13 protein-coding genes and 3 rRNA genes are annotated in these 25,692 nt (G+C 70.0%); 15 read left to right on the top strand and 1 reads right to left on the bottom strand.

The features are described from left to right. Positions 1–81 precede the first annotated feature (81 nt). The 8 genes from NFS20_RS11120 (at position 82) to NFS20_RS11085 (ending at position 14,286) form a co-directional block, all read left to right on the top strand. Positions 82–1,341: a Gfo/Idh/MocA family protein gene (locus NFS20_RS11120; RefSeq protein WP_251151824.1), complete on the top strand. Its 1,260-nt coding sequence runs from the start codon at positions 82–84 to the stop codon at positions 1,339–1,341. Then, positions 1,338–3,020, top strand: a complete 1,683-nt coding sequence (locus NFS20_RS11115) for a sugar ABC transporter ATP-binding protein (RefSeq protein ID WP_251151823.1) — start codon at positions 1,338–1,340, stop codon at positions 3,018–3,020. The genes NFS20_RS11120 and NFS20_RS11115 overlap by 4 nt, the downstream gene beginning before the upstream one ends. Beyond that, positions 3,017–4,117: an ABC transporter permease gene (locus NFS20_RS11110; RefSeq protein ID WP_251151822.1), complete on the top strand. Its 1,101-nt coding sequence runs from the start codon at positions 3,017–3,019 to the stop codon at positions 4,115–4,117. Before NFS20_RS11115 ends, NFS20_RS11110 begins: the two co-directional genes overlap by 4 nt. After that, positions 4,114–5,196, top strand: a complete 1,083-nt coding sequence (locus tag NFS20_RS11105) for an ABC transporter permease (RefSeq protein ID WP_251151821.1) — start codon at positions 4,114–4,116, stop codon at positions 5,194–5,196. The genes NFS20_RS11110 and NFS20_RS11105 overlap by 4 nt, the downstream gene beginning before the upstream one ends. Positions 5,197–5,307: 111 nt before the next feature. Continuing rightward, complete coding sequence (locus NFS20_RS11100) at positions 5,308–6,540, top strand: substrate-binding domain-containing protein (protein ID WP_251151820.1); 1,233 nt, start codon at positions 5,308–5,310, stop codon at positions 6,538–6,540. A gap of 151 nt (positions 6,541–6,691) precedes the next feature. Further along, complete coding sequence (locus NFS20_RS11095) at positions 6,692–7,585, top strand: sugar phosphate isomerase/epimerase family protein (protein WP_251151819.1); 894 nt, start codon at positions 6,692–6,694, stop codon at positions 7,583–7,585. A gap of 103 nt (positions 7,586–7,688) precedes the next feature. Beyond that, positions 7,689–13,280 carry a ThuA domain-containing protein gene (locus NFS20_RS11090; protein ID WP_251151818.1) on the top strand — a complete coding sequence of 1,864 codons (5,592 nt, stop codon included), beginning with the start codon at positions 7,689–7,691 and terminating at the stop codon, positions 13,278–13,280. Positions 13,281–13,587: 307 nt separating this feature from the next. Beyond that, a complete protein-coding gene (locus NFS20_RS11085) occupies positions 13,588–14,286 on the top strand; it encodes a hypothetical protein (RefSeq protein ID WP_251151817.1) in 699 nt (232 codons plus the stop codon). Between the two features lie 45 nt (positions 14,287–14,331). On the opposite strand, the gene NFS20_RS11080 is transcribed toward NFS20_RS11085, so the two are convergent. Then, the gene (locus tag NFS20_RS11080) at positions 14,332–14,898 is read right to left on the bottom strand and encodes a GNAT family N-acetyltransferase (protein ID WP_251151816.1); all 567 of its coding nucleotides are present in this window, start codon (positions 14,896–14,898) and stop codon (positions 14,332–14,334) included. 129 nt (positions 14,899–15,027) lie between these two features. On the opposite strand from NFS20_RS11080, the gene NFS20_RS11075 reads away from it, so the two are divergent. From NFS20_RS11075 to gatA, 7 genes are all read left to right on the top strand, one after another. Beyond that, complete coding sequence (locus tag NFS20_RS11075; protein WP_251151815.1) at positions 15,028–15,810, top strand: LamB/YcsF family protein; 783 nt, start codon at positions 15,028–15,030, stop codon at positions 15,808–15,810. Next, positions 15,807–17,582, top strand: a complete 1,776-nt coding sequence (locus tag NFS20_RS11070; RefSeq protein WP_251151814.1) for a 5-oxoprolinase subunit B/C family protein — start codon at positions 15,807–15,809, stop codon at positions 17,580–17,582. The genes NFS20_RS11075 and NFS20_RS11070 overlap by 4 nt, the downstream gene beginning before the upstream one ends. Positions 17,583–18,172: 590 nt before the next feature. Beyond that, positions 18,173–19,696, top strand: a 16S ribosomal RNA gene (locus NFS20_RS11065). A gap of 483 nt (positions 19,697–20,179) precedes the next feature. Then, positions 20,180–23,287: ribosomal RNA gene (locus NFS20_RS11060) — 23S ribosomal RNA — on the top strand. Between the two features lie 101 nt (positions 23,288–23,388). Continuing rightward, positions 23,389–23,505 (top strand): 5S ribosomal RNA (gene rrf / locus NFS20_RS11055). The 16S, 23S and 5S rRNA genes sit together here, the layout of an rRNA operon. Before the next feature lie 355 nt (positions 23,506–23,860). Further along, the gene (gene gatC / locus NFS20_RS11050; protein ID WP_251151813.1) at positions 23,861–24,157 is read left to right on the top strand and encodes an Asp-tRNA(Asn)/Glu-tRNA(Gln) amidotransferase subunit GatC; all 297 of its coding nucleotides are present in this window, start codon (positions 23,861–23,863) and stop codon (positions 24,155–24,157) included. Then, positions 24,157–25,689, top strand: a complete 1,533-nt coding sequence (gatA, locus tag NFS20_RS11045) for an Asp-tRNA(Asn)/Glu-tRNA(Gln) amidotransferase subunit GatA (protein WP_251151812.1) — start codon at positions 24,157–24,159, stop codon at positions 25,687–25,689. The genes gatC and gatA overlap by 1 nt, the downstream gene beginning before the upstream one ends. The last annotated feature ends 3 nt before the right edge of the window (positions 25,690–25,692 follow it).

Below are 25,692 nucleotides of genomic sequence, written 5' to 3'. Positions count from 1 at the left end.
ATGGGTGACTTCACCTAAACGAGACCACAATCGGTCGGCTTTTGGTTGACGGTCGTCAGAAGTGCCCCTACGTTGTCAGTCATGCGAGCCGACGACGTCGCGCAGGACCTGGTCGACCCGGCACTGGTGCCGGGCACGCGGGTCCCGGGAGCGACGACCACTGCCACCGGAGCACCGACCGCCGCGTCCCCCCGCGCCGCCGCACGCCCTGAGCCCGTGCCTGCCGCCCTGCCCGCGTCCGGGTATCGCGCGGGCATCCTCGGGACCGGGTTCATGGGCGGCGTCCACGCCCGCGCCGTGCGGACCGGCGGGGGCTTCGTCACCCTCGTCGCGGCCGCCGACCTCGAGACGGCCCGTGACGGGGCCGGAGCGCTCGGCGCCCAGGCGGCCGTCGCGACCGCGGAGGAGCTCGTGACGTCGCCCGAGGTGGACGTCGTGCACGTGTGCACGCCCAACCACCTCCACGTCCAGCTCGCCCGGGCCGCCCTCCGGGCCGGCAAGCACGTCGTGTGCGAGAAGCCGCTCGCCGTCGACGTGGCGGGTGCGGAGGAGCTCGCCGCGCTCGCCGCCGAGGCCCGTGCTGCCGACGGGCGGGTCGCCGTCGTGCCGTTCGTCTACCGGTTCCACCCGATGGTCCGCGAGGCGCGCGAGCGCGTCCGCACCGGGCAGGTCGGGGCCGTCTCGCTCGTGCACGGCTCCTACCTGCAGGACTGGCTCCTGCGCGACTCGGACGACAACTGGCGCGTCGACCCCGCCCTCGGCGGCGAGAGCCGCGCGTTCGGCGACATCGGGTCCCACTTCTGCGACCTGCTCGAGTTCACCACGGGCCACCGGATCGCCCGCCTCGTCGCCCGGTCGGCGACGGTCAACCCGCTCCGCCGCGGCGCTGACGGGGTCGCGCGTCCCGTCGCGACCGAGGACCTCGTCACGCTGCAGTACGAGACGGACCGCGGCGCGCTGGGGACGGCCGTGATCTCCCAAGTGTCGGCGGGCCGCAAGAACCGCCTGCACCTCGAGATCTCGGGTACCGAGTCGACACTCTCCTTCGACCAGGAGCAGCCCGAGACCCTGTGGGAGGGGCGCCGCGACGGCAGCCGCCTGCTCGTGCGCGACCCGGAGACGCTGTCACCGGCCGCCGCGCGGTACTCCCGGCTCCCCGCAGGCCACGCCCAGGGCTACCAGGACTGCTTCGACGCGCTCGTCGCCGACACGGCCGCCGCGGTCCGCGGGACCGTCCCCGACGGGCTGCCCACGTTCGACGACGGGCTGCGCGCCGCACGGCTCGCCGCGGCCGTCGGCGAGTCCGTGCGGTCCGGCGGCTGGGTGGAGGTGCCCCGATGACCGCGACGACCACGCACGAGCCGCAGCGTCCTGCCCCCGGGGACGGCGGGCCGGAGCCGCTCCTGCGCCTGCGTGGCGTCGGCAAGGAGTTCTTCGGCAACTCCGTGCTGCGCGGCATCGACCTGGACGTGCGTGCGGGAGAGGTGCACGCGCTCGTCGGGGAGAACGGCGCCGGCAAGTCCACGCTCATGAAGATCATCGCCGGCGTCCACCGTCCCGACGGCGGCACGCTCGAGCTCGACGGGCAGGTCACGACCTTCGCGTCGCCGCTCGCCGCCCAGCACGCGGGCGTCTCGACCGTCTTCCAGGAGTTCAACCTCCTGCCCGAGCGGTCCGTCGCAGAGAACGTCTACCTCGGCCGTGAGCCGCGCCGCGCCGGGCTCGTGGACCGGCGCCGCATGCACGACGACACGGACCGGCTCCTCGCCGACCTCGGGCTGTCGAGCCTCTCGGCTCACCAGCGCGTCGGCTCGCTCTCGGTCGCGCAGCAGCAGGTCGTCGAGATCGTCAAGGCGGTGTCCTACGACGCCCGGATCATCTCGATGGACGAGCCGACCGCGGCCCTCGCCGACCAGGAGGTCGAGCTGCTCTACGAGCTCGTCCACCGGCTCAAGGAGCGTGGCGTCGCGATCCTCTACGTGTCGCACCGGCTCAAGGAGATCTTCGACCTCTGCGACACGATCACCGTGCTCAAGGACGGGAACCACGTACTCACGACTCCCACCGCGGACATCGACCCCGACGGGCTCGTGCGCACCATGGTGGGCCGCGAGTTCGCCGGGTACTTCCCCGACAAGGACCCGGCGACCGTGCCGGGCGAGGTGCGGCTCGCGCTGGAGGACGTGGGCAACGCCCAGGTCGACGGCGTCTCCCTCGAGGTGCGCGCGGGCGAGATCGTGGCGCTCGCGGGCCTCCAGGGTTCCGGGCGCACCGAGATCGCGCACGGGATCTTCGGGATCGCGGGTTTCACGCGCGGCCGCGTGCTCGTCGGCGGGAAGCCGGTCGACGTCCGCTCGCCGCGGCAGGCCGTCCGGGCCGGGTTGGCCCTGGTGACGGAGGACCGCAAGGCCGAGGGCCTCGCGCTCGGTCAGTCCATCCTCGCCAACGCGCGCCTCGTGCTGGACGCGGTGGTGCCGGGTTCGGCGGACCGTCGCGCCCGCCGCATCCCCGGCATCCTCACCTCGCTCGAGCTCGTCGCGAGCTCGCAGGAGGCGGAGGTCCAGTACCTGTCGGGCGGCAACCAGCAGAAGGTCGTCCTGGCCAAGTGGCTCGTGACGGACCCGCAGGTCATCGTCCTCGACGAGCCGACGCGCGGCATCGACGTGGGCGCGAAGCGCGCGGTGTACGACCTCATGCGCGAGCTCACCGCGCAGGGCGTGGCCGTCCTCGTCATCTCCTCGGAGCTGCCCGAGGTCGTCGCCATGGCCGACCGCATCCTCGTGATGCGCGACGGGCGGCTCGCCGGGGAGCTTCCCGCGGGCAGCGACGAGGAGACCGTCATGGCGCTCGCGACCGGAGCGGGCGAGGAGTCGGCGGAGCACGTCGCGGTCGACCTCGACGCCGTCGTGCACACCGACGACCTTCCCGGGCACGACGAGCCCGCACCGGGGGCGAGCACCCGGGACGGCGCACCGACCGGCACCAGGACCGGCTCCGACGGCCCGAAGGAGGACCGATGAGCACCGCGGTCGCGACCGCCGCCCCCACCACCCGCCCCGCCGCACGACGCCGGCGGCGGATCGGGTCGACGGAGATCGTCTACCTCGCCCTCGTGGGCATCCTCGTGATCGCCGGCGTGCTCGTGGCAGCGGGCGGCGGCAACCTGTTCAGCACGGCCAACACGGCCTACATGCTCACGCAGACGAGCCTGCTCGGCTTCGTCGCGATCGGGCAGACCTTCGTCATCCTGTGCCGCTCCCTCGACCTGTCCGTCGGCTACGTCGTCGCGCTGTGCTCGATCGTCGGCGCCACGACGATGGCCGGCGACCCGTCCCGCGTGTGGCTCGGGGTGCTGGCGGCTCTCGGGGTCGCGGCCCTCGTCGGGCTGGTCAACGGGCTCGTGATCACGAAGCTGCGCGTCAACCCGTTCATCGCCACGCTCGGCGTCGGGCTGATCGTCAAGGGCTACCTCGACACCCAGTTCAAGGGTCCGGCGGGGGAGGTCCCGGCGTCGTTCCAGATGTTCGGCTACACGCGCGTCGGTCCGGTCCCGGTCTCGACGATCGTCATGCTCGTCGTCGCCGCGGTCGGCGTGGTCCTGCTCACGCGCACCAGGCCCGGCTACCACATGTTCGCCGTCGGCGGGAACGCCGACGTGGCGCGGCTCTCGGGCATCCGGACCGACCGGACGCTGATCCTCGCGCACGTGCTCTGCTCGGTGTGCGCGGGGGTCGCGGGGCTGCTCATCGCCGCGCGCTTCGGCACGGGCAACGCGCTCGTGTACTCCTACGGCCTCGACCTCGACTCGATCGCCGCCGTCGTCCTCGGGGGCACCCTGCTGCTGGGCGGTCGTGGATCGGTCGTCGGCACCGTCGGGGGCGTGCTGATCCTCGCCGTGCTCGACACGGTGTTCAACGTGCTCGACGTCGACCCGTTCTTCAAGGACGTCCTGCGTGGCGTCGTGATCATCGCCGCCGTGGCCCTCTACGCCCGCCGCCAGATCGACCCGGCGAGCAGCCGCGCCCGGTTCCGGTCGGGCGGCCGCGGGGCGCCACCGGGCGCCGAGCCGTCCCGACCCGCCACCCCGACGACCACCGCAGGAGGTGCGTCCGCATGACCACCGTCGACCCGCGTCGCACCATCCCCGCGCGCGCACCTCGCGCGGGCCTCGTCGAGCGGCTCACCGCGGGCGGGAGCTGGACGGTCTTCGCCCTGCTCGTCCTCGTGTTCGTCGCGATCCTCGTGATCAACCCGTCCTTCGGCGAGCCGACGTCGCTCATGGCGTTCGTCAAGAAGGCCGCGCCGCTCGTGATCCTCGCGATCGGGCAGTACTTCGTCATCGTGTCGGGCGAGTTCGACCTCTCGGTCGGCTCCCTCGTGGGTGCGCAGGTCGTCATCGCAGCCAAGCTCATGGACGGCGAGGACTCCATGACGTGGCCCGTCATGGGGCTCATGCTCCTCTTCGGCCTCGCGGTCGGACTCGTCAACGGCCTCGTGACGACGCTGCTCAAGGTGCCGTCGTTCATCACGACGCTCGGCATGATGCTCGTCCTGTACGGGGCGATCCGGCTCTGGACCGGCGGCGCGCCGACGGGTGCCCTCACCGAGGGCTTCCGGCAGTGGGGTCGCGGGGGCGTCCCCGACAACCCGGGGCAGTTCCAGGTCCCGTGGGCACTGATGGTCGTCGTCGTGCTGGGCGTGCTCGCCGCGCTGCTCATGCGCCGCCCGTTCGGCCGCACGCTCGTCGCCACGGGCGACAACGACGTGGCCGCCGGGTACGCCGGCTCGTCGGTGTGGTGGGTGCGCACGCGGGCCTTCCTGCTCTCGGGCTTCATGGCGACCGTCGCGGCCGTCCTCATCGGCGGGTACGCGGGTGTCACCGCGCAGGTGGGGGAGGGCCTGGAGTTCATGGCCATCACAGCCGTCGTCCTCGGCGGCGTCGTCCTCGGCGGGGGCCGGGGGACCGTCGTCGCCGCCATGGCTGGGGCGCTCACGCTCGAGGCGCTGTTCACGCTGTTCAACCAGCTGAGCCTGCCGTCCACGATCCGGCCCGCCGTCCAGGGCGTCATCATCATCGCCGCCGTCGCGTACGCGGCGATGCCCCGCCGGGGCCGGCGCCGCGCCACCTCGGGCGACACCCCGACCGCCGCCGGGCCGTCCGCCGAGCCGAAGGAGCCCGCCCCCGCCCACGCCTGACGCACCCGTTCCGCCGACGCGGCGGCAGTCCCGCACCACCACGTCACCCAGCACCACCCCTTCCCCCGCACCCCGCGGGACGACGACGTCTCACCAAGGAGAGAGAAGGACATGCGACGTACACGAGCACTCCTGGCCGGCGCGGCAGTGGCGACACTGTTCCTCACCGCCGCCTGCACCACCGACACCCCGACGGACGCGCCGGAGGGCGGCGGCGAGACCTCGGCCGAGGAGACCGAGGGCGGCGAGGAGACCGGCGGCGCCGACTCCGAGTGGTTCGTCCAGGCCGACTACGACCGTCAGCTCGCGCAGCGCGACATCGAGCCCGAGGGGCCGGCCGACCAGCCGTGGCTCCAGGCGATCGAGCCCGAGTACGTGGACACCGCCGAGTTCGCGAGCGAGGGCGGCGGCAAGACGCTGTGCTTCTCCAACGCGTCGGTCTCGAACCCGTGGCGCGTGACCGGCTTCATCACGATGCAGCAGCAGGTCGACGTCCTCACGGAGGAGGGCGTCATCGGCGAGTTCCGCGTGTCCGACGCGGCCGACGACGACAACAAGCAGATCTCCGACATCCAGGCGTTCGTCGCGGCCGGCGACTGCGACGCGATCATCGTGTCCCCGTCGACCACCGCGACGCTCACGCCGGCGGTCGAGGCCGCCTGCGAGTCCGGCAAGCCCGTCATCGTGTTCGACCGTGGCGTCAACACCGACTGCATGGTGACCTTCATCCACCCGATCGGCGGCTACGCGTACGGCGCCGACGGCGCCGAGTACCTCGTCGACAACCTCGACGAGGGCTCGACGGTCCTCGCCCTGCGCATCCTCCCGGGCGTCGACGTCCTGGAGAACCGCTGGGCCGCGGCCGACAAGATCTTCTCCGAGTCGGGCCTCGAGGTCGTCGGGCAGGAGTTCACCGGCGGCGACGCCGCGCAGATCAAGGACATCGTCACGCAGTACCTGCAGCGCGGTGACGTGGACGGCATCTGGATGGACGCGGGCGACGGCGCCGTCGCCGCGGTCGAGGCGTTCGAGGACGCCGGCAAGCCGTACCCGGTGTTCATGGGCGAGGACGAGATGAGCTTCCTGCGCAAGTGGCAGGAGACCGACATGAACGCGATCGGGGCGGTGTACTCCAACTTCCAGTGGCGCACCCCGATCCTCGCCGCGCAGATGATCTGGGCCGGCGAGGAGGTCCCCTCCGAGTGGGTCCTCCCGCAGGTCCCGATCGAGGCCGACGAGCTCGACGCGTACCTCGAGGCGAACTCCGAGATGCCGTCGCTGCACTACGCGAAGTTCGGCGGCGAGGACCTGCCGGGATACCCCGAGGCCTGGACGGACCGCTGACCGACCCGCTGACCGACCCGCTGACCGACCGCGGGCGGTCCTGAAGGGACCGCCCGCCGCCCGGTGCCCGACGGCGGACCGTCACCTCCTCCGCGGAGGCGACGGCCCGTCGTCGGGCACCGGGCACGGACCACCGACGAGAGAGAGCGACGTGGCTCTACCGGACCGACCCGCCCTGCGCCCCCGCCGCCTCGGCGTCAACACCTGGGTGTGGACCTCCCCGCTCACCGACGCGTCCCTGCGCGAGATCGCGCCGCGCGTCGCCGGCTGGGGGTTCGACGTGCTCGAGCTCCCCGTCGAGAACCCCGGCGACTGGGACCCGGCGCTCGCCGCGCGCGTCCTTGCCGACCACGGCCTCGGGGCGAGCGTGTCGCTCGTCATGGGCGACGGGCGCGAGCTCGTCGCGACCGACGCCGCGACCGTCCGGTCCACGCAGGACTACCTGCGCCGCGTCGCCGACGCCGCGCGCACGGTCGGGGCGCCCGTGATCGGCGGACCGGCGTACGCGTCGGTCGGCCGCACGTGGCGGCTGAGCCCCGCGGAGCGCGAGGCCGCCTACGACGAGCTCGCCGAGAACCTCGGACCCGTGGTCGAGCACGCCGTCGGGGCGGGCGTGGTCGTCGGGCTCGAGCCGCTCAACCGGTACGAGACGAGCCTGGTCAACACGGTCGACCAGGGCCTCGAGGTCGTGCGGCGACTGCCCGCCGAGGGCATCGGCCTGATGCTCGACATCTACCACATGAATATCGAGGAGACGGACCTGCCCGCCGCCGTGCGGCGCGCGGGCGAGCGCATCGCGCACGTCCAGGTCTGCGGCAACGACCGCGGTGCACCCGGCGCCGACCACCTCGACTGGCCCGCGTTCCTTGCCGCGCTCGACGAGACGGGCTACGACGGCCCGCTCGTGATCGAGTCCTTCACGGCCGAGAACGCGACGATCGCCACCGCCGCCTCGATCTGGCGGCCGCTGGCCCCGACCCAGGACGCCATCGCCGTCGATGGCCTGGCCCACCTGAAGGGACTGATGCCCGTACCGGAGCCCTGACAGTCGTAGGACGACCGCCGGCGCCGGCACGCCGCGGGATGACGACCACCCTGACCGGGCGACGACGCCCGGTCCCGCACGTCATGCCCCTGGAGGCACCACGATGACCGCACGACGTCCCCGCAGGGGGAGGTCCGTCGCGGCCCTGACCATCGGAGCGCTGGCGTTCACGCTCGCGCCCGTCACGATGGCCACGGCCGACGTCGTACCGATCGAGCCCGACGACGAGCACAAGGTGCTCATCTTCACCAAGACGACCCAGTTCCGGCACACCGAGGCGATCACGCAGGGCACCCCGGTGCTCGAGGCCGCGTTCGCCGAGGTGGGCATCGAGTCCGACCACACGGAGGACTCGAGCGTCTTCACCGACGAGGGACTCGCCGAGTACGACGCCCTCGTCATGTTCCAGACCTCGGGCGACCCGTGGGACGCGGACCAGAAGGCCGCTCTGGAGCGCTACCAGCAGGCGGGCGGCGGCATCGTCGCCATCCACAACGCCACGGACATGCGCGGCAGCTACCAGTGGTGGGACGACATGATCGGCGCGCTGATGCCCGGTCACGCCGCCACCGGGACGAGCCCCGGCCTGCCCGGCACGGTCCGCGTCGAGGACCGGACGCACCCGTCCACGGAGCACCTCCCGCAGCGCTGGGACCGTGCCGACGAGTGGTACAACTTCTCCGCGAACGTGCGGGGCGACGCGCACGTGCTCGCGACGATGGACGAGTCGACCTACGCCCCGGGCGGCAACGCCATGGGCTACGACCACCCCATCTCGTGGTGCAAGCCCTACGACGGCGGCCGCGCCTGGATGACCGGCATGGGCCACTTCGGTGCGCACTACACGGACGAGCCCGACTTCGTGCAGCACCTCGTCGGCGGCGTGCAGTGGGCCGCGGGCCTGGTCGAGGGCGACTGCGGCGGCACGGACTGGAGCCAGTTCGAGAAGGTCGCGCTCGACACCAACACGAGCGCCCCGTTCGGCATCGACATCGCGCCCGACGGCCGCGTGTTCTACACCGAGCTGGTGCGCGGGCAGATCCGCGTCTACGACCCGCGGACGCAGAACACGACGACGGCGCTCACGATCCCGGTCTACTCGGGCGGCGAGGACGGGCTCCTCGGGCTCGCGCTCGACAAGGACTTCGCGACCAACGGGTACCTCTACCAGTACTACTCACCGGCGAGCGAGGACGACTCGGACCCCGCGAACTTCGTCAGCCGCGTCTCGCGGTTCACCGTGACGTCGGACGGACCGGGTGCGACCGTCATCGACCCGGCGTCGGAGGTCGTGGTCATCGAGATCCCCGCCGGGCGTCTGCCCGACGAGCCGGGCCACACCGGCGGTGGGATCATCGTCGACCCGGCGAGCGGTGACCTGTACATCGGCGTCGGCGACGACGTGAACCCGCACTCCGAGCCGTCGGGCGGCTACGCGCCCCTCTCGGAGCGGCCCGGACGTCTGCACGACGCGCGCGCGACGTCGGCGAACACGAACGACCTGCGCGGCAAGGTCCTGCGCATCCACCCCGAGGCCGACGGCACGTACTCGATCCCCGAGGGCAACCTCTTCGACGAGGCGGCCGACGCGGACGACAAGACGCTCCCCGAGATCTACGCGATGGGCTTCCGCAACCCGTTCCGGTTCACGATCGACCCGGAGACCGGCAACCTCGGCGTCGCCGACTACTCGCCGGACAACGGGTCGGACAACCTGGCCAACCGCGGTCCCGCGGGCATCGCGGAGTGGAACCTCGTCAAGGAGGCCGGGAACTTCGGGTGGCCCCTGTGCATGGGGAACAACGAGCCGTTCCGTGACGTCGACTACCGGACGAGCCCGGTCACCGTCGGTGACTTCTTCGACTGCGACGCCCCGGTCAACGACTCGGTCCTCAACACGGGCCTGACCGAGCTGCCCCCGGCGCAGCCGGCCGACCTCTTCTACGGGTACCAGCGCTCCTCGGTGCCCGGTGCCATCAACGCGGGCGGCGGCCTCGCCCCCATGGGCGGTCCGTTCTACCAGTTCGACCCCGAGCTGGAGTCCGACACCAAGTTCCCCGAGTACTACGACGGCAAGCCCTTCTTCTACGAGTGGGCGCGCAACGCGATGTACTCGATCGACCTCAAGGACCCTGAGGCCGCTTCCGGCGCCAGCGACGTCGAGAAGGTCAACCCGTTCCTTCCCGACGAGGAGTTCCTCGCGCCGATCGACTCGAAGTTCGGGCCGGACGGCTCGATGTACGTGCTCGACTGGGGCGGCGGCTTCGGTCGCGACAACCCCAGCTCGGGCCTGCACCGGATCGACTACGTGTCGGGCTCGCGCTCGCCGGTCGCGTCGCCGACGGCGACGCCCGACTCCGGCATCGCGCCGCTCGTCGTCTCCTTCGACGGCTCGGAGAGCTCCGACCCGGAGAACGAGGACCTCACGTACGCGTGGGACTTCGACGGTGACGGCCAGACCGACTCGACCGAGGTCGCGCCGAGCCACACCTACACCGCGAACGGCGTCTACGACGCCCGCCTCACGGTGACCGACACCGCGGGCAAGACCGGCACGGCGACCGTGCCGATCACGGTGGGCAACACGCGGCCCGAGGTCGACTTCGGCCTGCCGCCGACGGGTGCGTTCTTCAACTTCGGCGACGCGATCACGTGGGACGTCGCGGTGACGGACGCGGAGGACTCGCCGGACGGCGACGCGATCGACGACGAGCAGGTCGTCATCCAGCCGGCGCTCGGGCACGACGCGCACGCGCACCCGGCCGAGCCGCTCCACGGCCGCACGGGCACGGTGCAGACGAGCCTGGGCGGCGGCCACAGCGAGGACATGAACGTCTTCTACGTGATCGACGCCCGGTACACGGACAACGGGGGCGAGGGTGACGTGCCCGCGCTCACGGGCTCGGACACGACGCTCATCTTCCCGAAGAAGCGCGAGGCCGAGTTCACCGCGGCGAGCGAGGGCACGACGACGATCCCGAGCCGTGACGTCGAGGGCGGCGGGTCCGTCATCACCGGCGCCGACGGCGCGTGGGCGTCGTACGACCCCGTGAGCCTGTACGGCGTCGAGGCGCTGAACCTGCGGGTCGCCTCGGCGGCCGAGGGCACGGTCGAGCTGCGTCGCGACGCCCCGGACGGGGAGCTGCTCGGCACGGCCGAGATCCCGCAGACCGGGCTCGGCACGTTCACCGACGTGCGCGTCGAGGCGACGGACCCCATGGAGCCGTTCACGCTCTACGTCGTCTTCCCCGGTGCGGGCGAGCGCCGCCTCAACTTCATCGAGGCGGACGGCAAGGCCGTGTCGGACACGACGCGCCCGAAGGTCAGCATCACCGCGCCCGAGGCGGGAGTCCGGCTCGAGCAGGGCGAGATCACGGTGACGGCGGAGGCCGACGACACCGAGAACACGGTCACCGAGGTCGAGTTCTTCGTCGACGGCGAGTCGATCGGGACGGACACCGAGGCACCGTACGAGGCGACGTGGGAGGTGACCGAGGACAACAACTACGAGCTGACCGCGGTCGCCACCAACGACAAGGGCCTGTACACCCGCTCCCGCATCGTGGTCGCCCAGGTCGGCGACCTCTTCGCCGGCATGAAGACCTTCACCAACGCGAACGGGACGTTCGAGCAGCTCGCCGAGGGCAGGTACCTCGTCACGTCGGGCGGCGCGAACATGTGGCAGGGGACGAACGAGTACTCCTCCGTCTACCGGGAGCAGGCCGCCGACGAGAACTGGTCGGCGACGGTGCGGATCAACAGCCAGGGCAACTCGAACGGGTCCGCCAAGGCGGGGATCATCGTCCGCAACGATGTCACCCAGGCGGGCAGCTCGCAGGGCTACGCCGCGCTCGGCATCCGCCCCAGCGGTGGGTTCGAGTGGCTGCGCGGCAACGCGAGCGGCCAGCTCGCGACGTCGACCAGCGCCAGCACGACGAGCTACCCCGCGTGGGTGCGCATCGTCCGTGACGGCGACCTGTACACGGCCTCCTGGAGCAAGGACGGGGAGACGTTCACCCAGATCGGCGAGCCGCAGACGCTCCCGGGCGCCGCGGCCGTCCAGGACGTGGGCATGTTCGTCACCGCCCACAGCACGACCACGACCAGCGCGGTCGAGTTCCAGGGCTTCGTCTTCGACGACGACCCGACCACGCCGGAGGAGCCGGGCGAGCAGACGCCGCCGCAGTGCCTCGCGCACGCGTCGGACGAGTTCGACGGCGACGAGCTCGACGGTCGGTGGACCGTCGTGCGCCAGGCCGAGGGCAGCGCGATCGGCGTCGCCGACGGCCACGCGGTCCTGCCGGTCGTCCAGGGCGACATCAACGAGGCGGTGACCGGTCCGATCAGCTACCTCGGTCAGCCCGCGCCCGCCGGTGCCTGGACGCTGGAGACGAAGCTCGACGTGCCGCTCGCGCGGCACTGGCAGCACGCAGGCCTCCTGGTGCACGTGGACGACGACGAGTACACCAAGCTCGCGTTCACGAAGAACCAGAACGGCAACCGCTTCCTCGAGTTCCAGACCGAGACGGGCGGTACGCGGACCTGGCACGGCCAGGAGAACGTCGCCGCGGACTTCCCCTCGGCCATCCACCTGCGCCTCGTGTCCGACGGGGAGCAGATCACGGCGGCGTACTCCGCCGACGGCGAGACGTGGACCGACCTCGCCGGGGCCGCCCCGGTGAAGGACGGCGCGACGTTCGGCGTCATGGCCGGCGGTGACACCGCCACGGCGGACACCGTCGCACGGGTCGACTACGTCCGCGTCAGCGGTGCGGAGCCGGACGACGGCGTGCGCGAGCCGAGCGACGAGTTCGAGGGCGACGCCCTCGACGGCTGCCGCTGGGACGCGGTCGTGCGGTACGACGGCACGAAGGCCGCGGTCGCCGACGGCGAGCTGCGCATCACCACCCAGCCGGGCGACATCAACGCCGCCGCCAACGGCGACCCGCGCAACTTCGTCCTCCAGACGGCACCGGAGGGCGACTGGGTCGCCGAGACGCGGTTCGAGGCGCCGCTCGCGCACCGCTGGCAGCTCGCCGGGCTGCTCGCGTACGCGGACGACGACAACTACGTCAAGCTCGACGTGGTCGCCAAGAACGCGCCGGGTGCCGCGCTGAACCTCGGTGCCGAGCTCGTCTCGGAGAAGGGCGCCCAGTTCGGCAACGGCGGTAACCGTGCGCTGGAGATCGCGGACTCCACGGAGTCCGGGTACTGGTACCTGCGGCTGGAGAAGACCGGCACGACGTACCAGGGCTGGGTGAGCGACGGCGGCGTGAGCTGGGAGCCCCTCGGGGAGCCGGTGACGAACGACGTGCCGCTCACCTCGATCGGCGTCATGGCGATCGGCCCGGAGCAGGAGACGCCCGTCACCGTGGCGTTCGACTGGTTCCGGCTCACGGCCGGTGACGAGGAGCCCGCGGTGGCGGTCGAGGCCGAGGCCTCGGTCCGCTGCCTCGCCGGCAAGGCGTACGTCGCGGTCCGCGCGACGAACGCCGACGAGGCGGCCGCGGCGATCACCCTCGCCACGCCGTACGGCACGAAGGAGTTCGGCGAGGTCGCGGTCGGCACGAGCGCGTACCAGTCGTTCGCCGTCCGTGCCGCGGACGTCGAGGCGGGCGCTGCGACCGTCACGGCGACGATCGGGGACAGGACGGCCACCCTCGAAGTGCCGTTCGACGCCCACACCTGCGGGTGACGACCGCCGGTGGCGGGCCTGCAGGCCCGCCACCGGCACCCCTCGCCCGTCCGGCCGGTCCGGCCGGACGGGCGAGGACCTCGACCGCGCGGACGGACCGCGCGGGACGACCACGACCACAGGACGGGACGACGACATGGCACAGCGGACCGGGGGCCGGCCCTCCACCACGCGGGCACCGCGCACCGGAGCACGTCCGGCGCCGAGGCGCCCGACCGAGCGCACGACGCCGTCCGCGGCCCGTTCCCGTCCTGCCGACCGGGGCGGTGCCGGCCGCCCCGAGCCTCGGCCACCGGCGCACGTCCGCGTGCGCCGGTGGCTGCAGGGCGCCGGACCACGCGGCTGGGTCCTGGTCGCCGCCGGTGCGTTCGCGGTCGCCGTGGTGGTCGTCGTCCTCGTCGTCGCGCTGACGCGCGGCGACGGCGACGAGCCCGCCGACGGCGCGTTCGCGGTCGACCCGGCACGCGTCGCCGAGCTCGAGGCCGCCGAGGTCGAGCGCGACGCCGAGAACCTCACGGCCTCGATCGAGCACGCACGCCACGTCCAGGCCGAGCTCGTGCCGGTGCTGCACGACCTCCACGCGGTGCTTCCGGTGGACGGCACGACCGCGACGCCGCCCACCGCCGAGGACGTGGCGTCGTGGCGCGCGGAGCTCGACGCGCTGACGGGCGAGACCGAGAACCTCGCGAGCGGGACGTCCGAGCACAACATCGTGCGGAACGGGATGCTCACCTCGCTCGAGCTGATCGGCGACACGGTCGACGCCGTCGACCTCGCGCGCTCGGCGGACGCGAGCGCCGCGCCGGACCTCTACGCCCTCGCCGGCGAGCTGCGCTCGCGCGCGGTCGAGACCTGGGGCCTCGCGGCGATCCAGCTGGACCTGCGCGCCGTCGCGGCCGACCAGGGCCACGTGCACGTCTTCCTGCCCGTGCGACCGGGTGACTCGCTCGACGGCGGCCTCGACATGCACGGTGGGGAGCCCCAGGACGACGGCCACGACCACTGAGCGGCACCGCGACCGCCCGGCCGGGTGCCGGCAGGACGCGACCGGTCAGGCGCCGTGCACCATGACGACGTCGGAGTGCTCCTCGCCGCCCACGACGTACGTCCGCTCCCCGACGAGGGCGAAGCCGCTCTTGCGGTAGAAGGCCTGCGCGCGGGCGTTGAGCACGTTGGTGCCGAGCCACACCCTCCGGCCGGGGGCGAGCGCGGCGGCGGCGTCGCGCGCGGCCGCCATCAGCGCGGCCGCGACCCCCGTCCCCTGCGCCTCGGGGTGCACGTAGATCTTCGAGAGCTCCACCGCCTCGCCGGGCCCGACGGCCCGGGCGACGTCGGCGTCGTCGGGCACCGCGCGGACGAGCAGCGCGTACCCGACGAGCGGCTCGTCCTCCCCGGTCCCCAGCGACTCCGCGACGAGCAGCACGTGGTCGGCGCTCGCGGCCCACGCCCGGAAGCGGTCGGGCGAGAGCTGTACCGCGACGTGCTCGGCGATCGCCTGCGGTGACGTACCGGGCGGGCACGCGAGCGGGAACGTCAGCGCGGCGAGCCGGGCGAGGGACGGCGCGTCGTCGGGCGTCGCGGTCCGCACGCGCGGTGCCGCGAGGTCGGGATCGGTCACGACGGCGAATGTACCCGGCGGCCGGGACGCCCGGCACGACCGGCACTCTCCGCCGCGTACCGCGCGCGCCACGTCCTGGCGGTGCTGCGCGGTGCGCCCTGACGCCGGTGGCGACGGCATGATGGGGGAGTGACGCGCATCGACCTCAACGCGGACCTCGGCGAGGGCTTCGGCCCCTGGGCGTTCACCGACGACGCCGCCCTCCTCGGCCTGGTGACCAGCGCGAACGTCGCGTGCGGCTTCCACGCCGGGGACCCGGGGACCATGCGCGCGGTCACGCGCGACGCGGTGGCCGCCGGCGTGAGCGTCGGGGCGCACGTCGGCTACCGCGACCTCGCCGGGTTCGGCCGCCGCTTCCTGGACGTCGCCCCGGCCGAGCTCACCGACGACGTGCTCTACCAGCTGGCGGCGCTCGACGGGTTCGCGCGCGTCGCCGGTGACCGGGTCCGGTACGTCAAGCCGCACGGCGCCCTCTACAACGCGATCGTGCGCCACGAGGGGCAGGCGGGTGCCGTCGTCGACGCGGTGCGCGAGTACGACCCGACGCTGCCCGTCGTCGGCCTCCCGGGTTCGGCCGTCCTGCGCCTCGCCGAGGAGGCGGGGCTCCCCACCGTGCGCGAGGCCTTCGCCGACCGTGGCTACCTCCCGACGGGCGAGCTCGTGCCCCGCGGGCGCGACGGCGCGGTCCTGCACGACGCCGCCGAGGTCGCCGCGCGCGTCGTCGGCCTCGTGACGGGCGGCACGGTGCGCGCCGTCGACGGGACGCCGGTCCGCGTCGTCGCCGACTCCGTCTGCCTGCACTCCGACACCCCGGGTGCTGTCGACCTCCTCCGTGCGGTGCGGCGCGCGCTCGAGGAGGCGGGTGTCGTCGTGCGGGCGTTCGCCGGCGGGGACGAGAGGGAGGCGCCGTGACACGAGGCGGGGACGTGCGCCGCTACGGCGAGACGGCGTTCCTCGTCGACCTCCCCGACCTTGCCGCGGTGCGCGCGCTCGACCGCTGGCTGACGTCCGACCGCCCGGGCGAGGTGCTCGACGTCGTCCCCGCCGCGCGGACCGTCCTCGTCACCTTCCGGGACCCGGCCGGCTCGCCGACGGTCGAGCGCTGGGTCCGCGAGGCGCTGGGGCGCACCGCCGACCGGCACGCCGCACCGAGGGCCGGTGCCGCCGGCACGGACGACGCCGCTACGGTGGCCGGCAGCCCCGGCGAGACGCCGGTGGCCGGGGCCGCGGTGGTCGAGCTCCCCGTGGTCTACGACGGCGCCGACCTGGCGGACGTCGCGGCATGGGCCGGCGTCAGCGAGGCAGAGGTCGTCGCACGGCACGCCGACCGGGAGTACGAGGCCGCGTTCGGCGGCTTCGCGCCCGGTTTCGTCTACCTCGTCGGTGTCGACCCCGTGATCGCAGCGCCGCGGCTCGTCACCCCGCGCCCGCGGGTGCCCGCGGGCGCCGTGGCGCTCGCGGGGGAGCTCACCGCCGTCTATCCGACGTCGTCGCCGGGAGGCTGGCGGCTGCTGGGCACGACCGGCGAGCGCATGTTCGACGTCGACCGGGTCCCGCCCGCGCTCGTGGCGCCGGGTGCGAGGGTCCGGTTCCTGCCCACGAGAGCCGTGGTCGCCGGGAGCGGTCCCGGCGCGCGCGGAACGGACCCGGGGGCAACCGTCGCCGGGACGGCCGTCGCCACGGCTGCCGGGAACGTGGCCCGATCTGCGGTCGACGGTGGGGGCGACGCCCCCGCCGACCGCCCTTCAGCCGGCGGCACGGCCGGTGCCCCTGGAGGCCCTTCTGCCCGCGCCCGTGGACGACGGCCTGCGCTGACCGTGGTCTCGGCCGGACCGCTGGCCCTCGTCGAGGACGCGGGTCGTCCCGGGCTCGGAGCGATCGGGGTCGGGCCCTCCGGCGCCGCCGACCGCGGGGCGGCGACCCTCGCCAACCGGCTCGTCGGGAACGACCGGACCGCAGCGCTCCTCGAGGTGACGCTCGGGGGTCTGACGCTGCGGTTCGACGCACCCGCCGTCGTGGCGCTGACCGGTGCCGACTCACCCGCGACGGTCGACGGGACGCCCGTCGGCCGGCACGCCGCGCTGCGGGTACGGGCGGGCGCCGTCCTGAGCCTCGCGACGCCGTCGCACGGGGTGCGTACCTACGTCGCCGTGCGGGGAGGCGTGGACGTCGACCCCGTGCTCGGGTCGCGCTCGCGCGACGTCCTCTCCGGACTGGGGCCGCAGCCGCTCGCCGCAGGCGACGTGCTCCGGGTCGGCGTGGCCGGCGGCGTCCCTGCCCCGGTCGAGACCGCTCCGGTCCGTCACGAGGCCGGCGTGCTGCGGCCGGGCGAGCGCCACGTGGTGCTTCCCGTCCTCGCCGGGCCTCGGCCTGACTGGTTCCTGCCCGGCGCGTGGCGGGCGCTCGGCGCGCTGCGCACGGTCACCGCGGACAGCAACCGCGTAGCCCTGCGCCTTGACGGCCAGGCGGTCCCGCGCCGTGGTGGGGAGCTGCCGTCGGAGGGTGTCGTGCGAGGAGCGGTCCAGATTCCGCCGGACGGACGACCCGTCGTCTTCCTCGCCGACCATCCCGTGACCGGTGGGTACCCGGTGATCGGGGTCCTCACGGAGGAGGCCGCGGATCGTGCCGGACAGCTGCGTCCGGGGGAGGCGGTCCGCCTGCGAGGGGTGCGCCCGGGATCCTGACCAGGACGGCCGACGGGTGCGCGGGCGGGGTCGGGGCACCGCTCCCGGGCAGGTCCGCACGATGTGCGCCGGGTCACCGGAGCGCGGCTTGACCACGCCGCGCAGAGCCGCGTAATGTTCTGGATGTCGGCCCGACAGGGAGGAACAGACACCGCGACGGTGGCTGGTCCCGGGGCCAAAATCCTACCTTCGCAGGACGTTCCGTCGACAGACGTGCGTCGGCGATCACTCTGCGTGACCAGGGCGACGAGCCCGGGTTGAGAAGCCGAGTAGGACCTGGTAGGGTTGAGAAGTTGCCCCAAGCGAGGTTGGGCCTGAGGGTCCGGCTGAGTTGGTGTGTGTCGGTTGTTTGAGAACTCAACAGTGTGCTTGTTAGTCAATGCCAATTTTTGTCCCTTGTGGGCGTGGCTGGCTGGGTTGTCCCGTTCGGGGTGGCTGGTTGGTTGTGTCTGGGGATGTTTTTGGTTGATTTCGGAGAATGATCGTCAGATTGTTTTTCGTTTGTAGGCCAGTTTTGTGAACCTTTCGGGGTTCGCTTCGTATGGATTGTTCGCTGCCGGGTCTTTGGGTCTGGTGGTGGGCGTTGATCATTTACGGAGAGTTTGATCCTGGCTCAGGACGAACGCTGGCGGCGTGCTTAACACATGCAAGTCGAACGATGATGCCCAGCTTGCTGGGTTGATTAGTGGCGAACGGGTGAGTAACACGTGAGTAACCTGCCCTTGACTTCGGGATAACTCCGGGAAACCGGGGCTAATACCGGATATGAGCCGTCCTCGCATGGGGGTGGTTGGAAAGTTTTTCGGTCAGGGATGGGCTCGCGGCCTATCAGCTTGTTGGTGGGGTGATGGCCTACCAAGGCGACGACGGGTAGCCGGCCTGAGAGGGCGACCGGCCACACTGGGACTGAGACACGGCCCAGACTCCTACGGGAGGCAGCAGTGGGGAATATTGCACAATGGGCGAAAGCCTGATGCAGCGACGCCGCGTGAGGGATGACGGCCTTCGGGTTGTAAACCTCTTTCAGCAGGGAAGAAGCGCAAGTGACGGTACCTGCAGAAGAAGCGCCGGCTAACTACGTGCCAGCAGCCGCGGTAATACGTAGGGCGCAAGCGTTGTCCGGAATTATTGGGCGTAAAGAGCTCGTAGGCGGTTTGTCGCGTCTGGTGTGAAAACTCGAGGCTCAACCTCGAGCTTGCATCGGGTACGGGCAGACTAGAGTGCGGTAGGGGAGACTGGAATTCCTGGTGTAGCGGTGGAATGCGCAGATATCAGGAGGAACACCGATGGCGAAGGCAGGTCTCTGGGCCGCAACTGACGCTGAGGAGCGAAAGCATGGGGAGCGAACAGGATTAGATACCCTGGTAGTCCATGCCGTAAACGTTGGGCACTAGGTGTGGGGCTCATTCCACGAGTTCCGTGCCGCAGCAAACGCATTAAGTGCCCCGCCTGGGGAGTACGGCCGCAAGGCTAAAACTCAAAGGAATTGACGGGGGCCCGCACAAGCGGCGGAGCATGCGGATTAATTCGATGCAACGCGAAGAACCTTACCAAGGCTTGACATGCACGGGAAGCCACCAGAGATGGTGGTCTCTTTGGACACTCGTGCACAGGTGGTGCATGGTTGTCGTCAGCTCGTGTCGTGAGATGTTGGGTTAAGTCCCGCAACGAGCGCAACCCTCGTCCCATGTTGCCAGCGGGTTATGCCGGGGACTCATGGGAGACTGCCGGGGTCAACTCGGAGGAAGGTGGGGATGACGTCAAATCATCATGCCCCTTATGTCTTGGGCTTCACGCATGCTACAATGGCCGGTACAAAGGGCTGCGATACCGTAAGGTGGAGCGAATCCCAAAAAGCCGGTCTCAGTTCGGATTGGGGTCTGCAACTCGACCCCATGAAGTCGGAGTCGCTAGTAATCGCAGATCAGCAACGCTGCGGTGAATACGTTCCCGGGCCTTGTACACACCGCCCGTCAAGTCACGAAAGTCGGTAACACCCGAAGCCCATGGCCCAACCGGTTCGCCGGGGGGAGTGGTCGAAGGTGGGACTGGCGATTGGGACTAAGTCGTAACAAGGTAGCCGTACCGGAAGGTGCGGCTGGATCACCTCCTTTCTAAGGAGCTTCAACGCACGCCTCTTCGGGGGTGTGTGGTGGCCACGGCCCACGCCGTTCGCGTGTGGGGGTGGTTGCTCATGGGTGGAACATTGACGAAAGAGCGTCGGTCTCGCTGGTGTCAGTACCTGCGTCGCCTGGTCTGCTGGGTTCTCCTTCGGGGGGTTCGGTGGTGTCCGGGGGGTGTGGTGGAACATCGCGGGTGGGTCCGGGGCTTGTCGAGCACACTGTTGGGTCCTCAGGTCGCCGGCCACTTTGGTGGTGGTGCCTGGTACGGGTCGGTCCGTGGATCGCGAACCGCTCGCCGAGCTGGTCTTGGTGGGTAGGCGGGTCTGTGCGGGTCGGGGTCGTTGGTTGTTTGAGAACTGCACAGTGGACGCGAGCATCTTTGAAGTGATCAAGATGCAAAAAGTACGGGTGTGCCCTTCGGGGTGTGTCCGTGGTTTTTGTTCTTGGTCTCTGCGAATAGATTGTAGTGTGTGTGTCGAAGTTTTTAAGGGCACAGGGTGGATGCCTTGGCACTAGGAGCCGAAGAAGGACGTCGTAGCCTGCGATAAGCCTCGGGGAGCTGGCAAACGAGCTGTGATCCGAGGGTTTCCGAATGGGGGAACCCCGTACGAGTCATGTCGTGCGACCTGCACCTGAATATATAGGGTGTGTGGAGGGAACGCCGGGAAGTGAAACATCTCAGTACCGGCAGGAAGAGATATTCCGTGAGTAGTGGCGAGCGAAAGCGGATGAGGCCAAACCGGGCGCGTGGTAAAGCTGTCAGGCGTTGCGTGTCCGGGGTTGTGGGACCCTTCTGGTGGATCTGACAGTCCACCGGGGAGTCAGAAAGCCGTGTCATAGTCGAACCGCATTGAAAGGCGGACCACAGACGGTGCGAGTCCGGTAGACGAAATGGCGCGGCCTCCCGAAGGGGATCCCAAGTAGCACGGGGCCCGTGAAATCTCGTGTGAATCTGGCAAGACCACTTGCTAAGCCTAAATACTACCTAGTGACCGATAGCGGACCAGTACCGTGAGGGAAAGGTGAAAAGTACCCCGGGAGGGGAGTGAAATAGTACCTGAAACCGTGTGCCTACAATCCGTTGGAGCCTCCTTGGTTGGGGTGACAGCGTGCCTTTTGAAGAATGAGCCTGCGAGTTAGTGCTCAGTGGCGAGGTTAACCCGTGTGGGGAAGCCGTAGCGAAAGCGAGTCCGAACAGGGCGTCCATAGTCGCTGGGTCTAGACCCGAAGCGAAGTGATCTAGCCATGGGCAGGTTGAAGCGCGGGTAAGACCGCGTGGAGGACCGAACCCACCAGGGTTGAAAACCTGGGGGATGACCTGTGGTTAGGGGTGAAAGGCCAATCAAACTTCGTGATAGCTGGTTCTCCCCGAAATGCATTTAGGTGCAGCGTCACGTGTTTCTTGCCGGAGGTAGAGCTACTGGATGGCCGATGGGCCCTACAAGGTTACTGACGTCAGCCAAACTCCGAATGCCGGTAAGTGGAAGCGTGGCAGTGAGACTGCGGGGGATAAGCTCCGTAGTCGAGAGGGAAACAGCCCAGACCACCGGCTAAGGCCCCCAAGCGTGTGCTAAGTGGGAAAGGATGTGGAGTTGCACAGACAACCAGGAGGTTGGCTTAGAAGCAGCCACCCTTGAAAGAGTGCGTAATAGCTCACTGGTCAAGTGATTCCGCGCCGACAATGTAGCGGGGCTCAAGTACACCGCCGAAGCCGTGGCATCTGCGCGTAACTCAGGCCTTCGTGGTCCAGAGGCGCAGGTGGGTAGGGGAGCGTCGTGTGGCCGGTGAAGCCGCGGGGGAACCCAGCGGTGGAGGCCACACGAGTGAGAATGCAGGCATGAGTAGCGAATGACGGGCGAGAAACCCGTCCGCCGAATGACCAAGGGTTCCAGGGCCAGGTTAATCCGCCCTGGGTAAGTCGGGACCTAAGGCGAGGCCGACAGGCGTAGTCGATGGACAAGGAGTTGATATTCTCCTACCGGCGAAGAACCGCCCATACCGAGCCCGGTGATGCTAACCGCCCAAACCTGTCCACCGACCCTTCGGGGTCACCGGACAGGGGCGCGCGGGACCCGAACCGGTAGTAGGTAAGCGTATTAACAGGGGTGACGCAGGAAGGTAGCCCGGCGTGGCGATGGTAGTCCACGTCCAAGGCTGTAGGCCGTCGGGTAGGCAAATCCGCCCGACACGAGGCTGAGAGCTGATAGTGAGCGCGTATGCGCGAAACGGGTGATCCTATGCTGCCAAGAAAAGCCTCGGCGCGAGGTTCTAGCCGCCCGTACCCCAAACCGACTCAGGTGGTCAGGTAGAGAATACCAAGGCGATCGAGCGAATCGTGGTTAAGGAACTCGGCAAAATGCCCCCGTAACTTCGGGAGAAGGGGGGCCCGAAACGTGAACCGACTAGCTCGGGGAGCGTGGACGGCCGCAGAGACCAGGGAGAAGCGACTGTTTACTAAAAACACAGGTCCGTGCGAAGTCGCAAGACGATGTATACGGACTGACGCCTGCCCGGTGCTGGAAGGTTAAGAGGACGGGTCAACCCCTCGTGGGTGAAGCTCAGAATTTAAGCCCCAGTAAACGGCGGTGGTAACTATAACCATCCTAAGGTAGCGAAATTCCTTGTCGGGTAAGTTCCGACCTGCACGAATGGCGTAACGACTTCTCCGCTGTCTCAACCGCGAACTCGGCGAAATTGCACTACGAGTAAAGATGCTCGTTACGCGCAGCAGGACGGAAAGACCCCGGGACCTTTACTATAGCTTGGTATTGATGTTCGGTGCGGCTTGTGTAGGATAGGTGGGAGACTGTGAAGCCCGCACGCCAGTGCGGGTGGAGTCAACGTTGAAATACCACTCTGGCCGCTTCGGATGTCTAACCTCGGTCCGTGATCCGGACCAGGGACAGTGCCTGGTGGGTAGTTTAACTGGGGCGGTTGCCTCCTAAAATGTAACGGAGGCGCTCAAAGGTTCCCTCAGCCTGGTTGGCAATCAGGTGTCGAGTGCAAGTGCACAAGGGAGCTTGACTGTGAGACTGACAGGTCGAGCAGGGACGAAAGTCGGAACTAGTGATCCGGCGGTGGCTTGTGGAAGCGCCGTCGCTCAACGGATAAAAGGTACCCCGGGGATAACAGGCTGATCTTGCCCAAGAGTCCATATCGACGGCATGGTTTGGCACCTCGATGTCGGCTCGTCGCATCCTGGGGCTGGAGTAGGTCCCAAGGGTTGGGCTGTTCGCCCATTAAAGCGGTACGCGAGCTGGGTTTAGAACGTCGTGAGACAGTTCGGTCCCTATCCGCTGCGCGCGCAGGAAACTTGAGAAGGGCTGTCCCTAGTACGAGAGGACCGGGACGGACGAACCTCTGGTGTGCCAGTTGTTCCGCCAGGAGCACCGCTGGTTGGCTACGTTCGGAAGGGATAACCGCTGAAAGCATCTAAGCGGGAAGCCTGCTTCAAGATGAGGTTTCCATACCCTCAGGGGTGAGAGGCACCCAGCAGAACACTGGGTAGATAGGCCGGACGTGGAAACGGGGACCAACGACCCGTGCAGCTGACCGGTACTAATCAGCCGACAACTTCAACACCCATCACACTCTCATGCGACGCGTCCACTGTGCGGTTCCCGAACCACCAACCCCACCACCCCCACACCGGGGGCGGCACCCGGGAAAGTGTTCGACAGAGTTACGGCGGTCACAGCGAAGGGGAAACGCCCGGTCCCATACCGAACCCGGAAGCTAAGCCCTTCAGCGCCGATGGTACTGCCCTGGAGACGGGGTGGGAGAGTAGGACGCCGCCGGACAACCCTTCACCGAAGGCCCACCCCACACGGGGTGGGCCTTCGGCATGTCCGGACTCTTTTTCGGTCCAACCGGGCAGGGCCATTCTCGCGCCCGCCGGGCAGGGCAGAGACCCGGGCCTCGTGACGACCGCCGGCCTGCGTGGCACTACACGTCTCGGGTGCCACACGACCGCGGGCTCGTCGCCGGCACGACTGCCGGCGGGCGCTGTCCTGTTGGCGCGGCGCTGCTGCCGCCCTTCGGGTTCCGGTCGAGGCACCGACCGGCGGTTCGGCGAGGTCCGGTCGAGGCATCGAGCCGGGGTTCGTCGAGCTCGTCACGCTCTCGTGGCTCCCGCGCCCCTCTAGAATGGCGACCATGTCCACCATCTCCCGTGACGAGGTCGCGCGCGTCGCCGCGCTGGCCCGCATCGACCTGCGACCCGAGGAGCTGGACCGGCTCTCGGGGGAGCTCGACGTGATCGTCGACGCCATCGCGAAGGTCAGCGAGGTCGCCACGCCCGACGTCCCCTCGACGAGCCACCCGCTTCCGCTCACCAACGTCTTCCGTGACGACGTACCCGTGCCGGCCCTGCCGGTCGCGGACGTCCTCGCGGGTGCGCCGTCGGCCGAGGACGGCCGTTTCGCCGTCCCGCAGATCCTCGGGGAGGAATGATGACCGACGACCTGACCCGGATCTCCGCCGCAGAGCTTGCCGCGCGCCTCGCCGCGGGCGACGTGAGCAGCGTCGAGGCCACGCAGGCGCACCTCGACCGGATCGGTGCCGTCGACGGTGCCGTCAACGCCTTCCTCCACGTGAGCGCCGACGACGCGCTCGAGACAGCGCGTGACGTCGACGAGCGACGTGCGGCCGGCGAGGAGCTGCACCCGCTGGCGGGCGTCCCGATCGCCGTCAAGGACGTCGTCGTGACGAAGGGGATGCCGACCACGGCCGGCTCCCGCATCCTCGAGGGCTGGGTGCCGCCGTACGACGCGACGATCGTCGAGCGTCTCCGCGCCGCCCGGCTGCCGATCCTCGGCAAGACGAACATGGACGAGTTCGCGATGGGCTCCTCGACCGAGCACTCCGCCTACGGGAACACCCACAACCCGTGGGACCTCGACCGGATCCCCGGTGGGTCCGGTGGTGGGTCCGCCGCCGCGGTGGCCGCGTTCGAGGCACCGCTCGCGATCGGCACCGACACCGGTGGTTCGATCCGCCAGCCGGGCGCCGTCACCGGGACCGTGGGCGTGAAGCCCACGTACGGAGGTGTGTCCCGGTACGGGCTCATCGCGATGGCGTCGTCGCTCGACCAGGCCGGTCCTGTCACGCGCACCGTCCTGGACTCGGCGCTGCTCCACGAGCTCATCGGCGGGCACGACCCGCGGGACTCGACGTCCATCCGTGAGAAGACCCCTGCGCTCGTCGAGGCGGCACGGCAGGGCGCGACGGGAGACCTGCGCGGCGTCCGCGTCGGCGTGGTCACGGAGCTGAGCGGCGACGGGTACCAGGCGGGCGTGAGCGCCCGCTTCGAGGAGTCCCTCGACCTGCTCCGGGGCCTGGGTGCGGAGGTCGTCGAGGTCTCCTGCCCGCACTTCGAGTACGCACTGGGCGCCTACTACCTGATCATGCCGAGCGAGGCGTCGAGCAACCTGGCCAAGTTCGACGGCATGCGGTTCGGCCTGCGCGTCGAGCCCGAGGAGGGCCCCGTGACCGCCGAGCGCGTCATGGCGGCGACCCGCGGCGCCGGCTTCGGCGACGAGGTGAAGCGCCGCATCATCCTGGGCACCTACGCGCTGTCCGCGGGCTACTACGACGCGTACTACGGCAGCGCCCAGAAGGTCCGCACGCTCATCCAGCGTGACTTCGACGCCGCGTTCGGACAGGTGGACGTCCTCGTCTCGCCGACCGCTCCCACGACCGCGTTCCGGTTCGGCGAGAAGCTTGACGACCCGCTCGCGATGTACCTGAACGACGTCGCGACGATCCCCGCGAACCTCGCCGGTGTGCCGGGCATGTCCGTGCCCGCCGGACTGTCGGACGACGGCCTCCCGGTCGGCTTCCAGGTCCTCGCCCCGGCGAAGGCCGACGACCGCATGTACCGCGTGGGCGCGGCGCTCGAGGCCGCGCTGCACGGGGCCTGGGGTGGCCCGCTGCTCGACCGCGCGCCCGCGCTGCCCACCGCCACCGCCGAGCAGGAGGGCTGAGCC

The organism is Cellulosimicrobium sp. Marseille-Q4280 (genome assembly GCF_943181405.1).
Classification (GTDB): Bacteria; Actinomycetota; Actinomycetes; order Actinomycetales; family Cellulomonadaceae; genus Cellulosimicrobium.
The sequence above is the reverse complement of the archived record's forward strand: the minus strand, read 5'-3'. Positions and strand labels throughout refer to the sequence as shown.

What these genes read in the sequence shown, in the direction of transcription:
- NFS20_RS11115 (WP_251151823.1), top strand. Translation starts at nt 1,338, where the DNA reads ATGACCGCGACGACCACGCACGAGCCGCAGCGTCCTGCCCCCGGGGAC.
- NFS20_RS11120 (WP_251151824.1), top strand. Translation starts at nt 82, where the DNA reads ATGCGAGCCGACGACGTCGCGCAGGACCTGGTCGACCCGGCACTGGTG.
- NFS20_RS11090 (WP_251151818.1), top strand. Translation starts at nt 7,689, where the DNA reads ATGACCGCACGACGTCCCCGCAGGGGGAGGTCCGTCGCGGCCCTGACC.
- gatA (WP_251151812.1), top strand. Translation starts at nt 24,157, where the DNA reads ATGACCGACGACCTGACCCGGATCTCCGCCGCAGAGCTTGCCGCGCGC.
- NFS20_RS11110 (WP_251151822.1), top strand. Translation starts at nt 3,017, where the DNA reads ATGAGCACCGCGGTCGCGACCGCCGCCCCCACCACCCGCCCCGCCGCA.
- NFS20_RS11100 (WP_251151820.1), top strand. Translation starts at nt 5,308, where the DNA reads ATGCGACGTACACGAGCACTCCTGGCCGGCGCGGCAGTGGCGACACTG.
- gatC (WP_251151813.1), top strand. Translation starts at nt 23,861, where the DNA reads ATGTCCACCATCTCCCGTGACGAGGTCGCGCGCGTCGCCGCGCTGGCC.
- NFS20_RS11105 (WP_251151821.1), top strand. Translation starts at nt 4,114, where the DNA reads ATGACCACCGTCGACCCGCGTCGCACCATCCCCGCGCGCGCACCTCGC.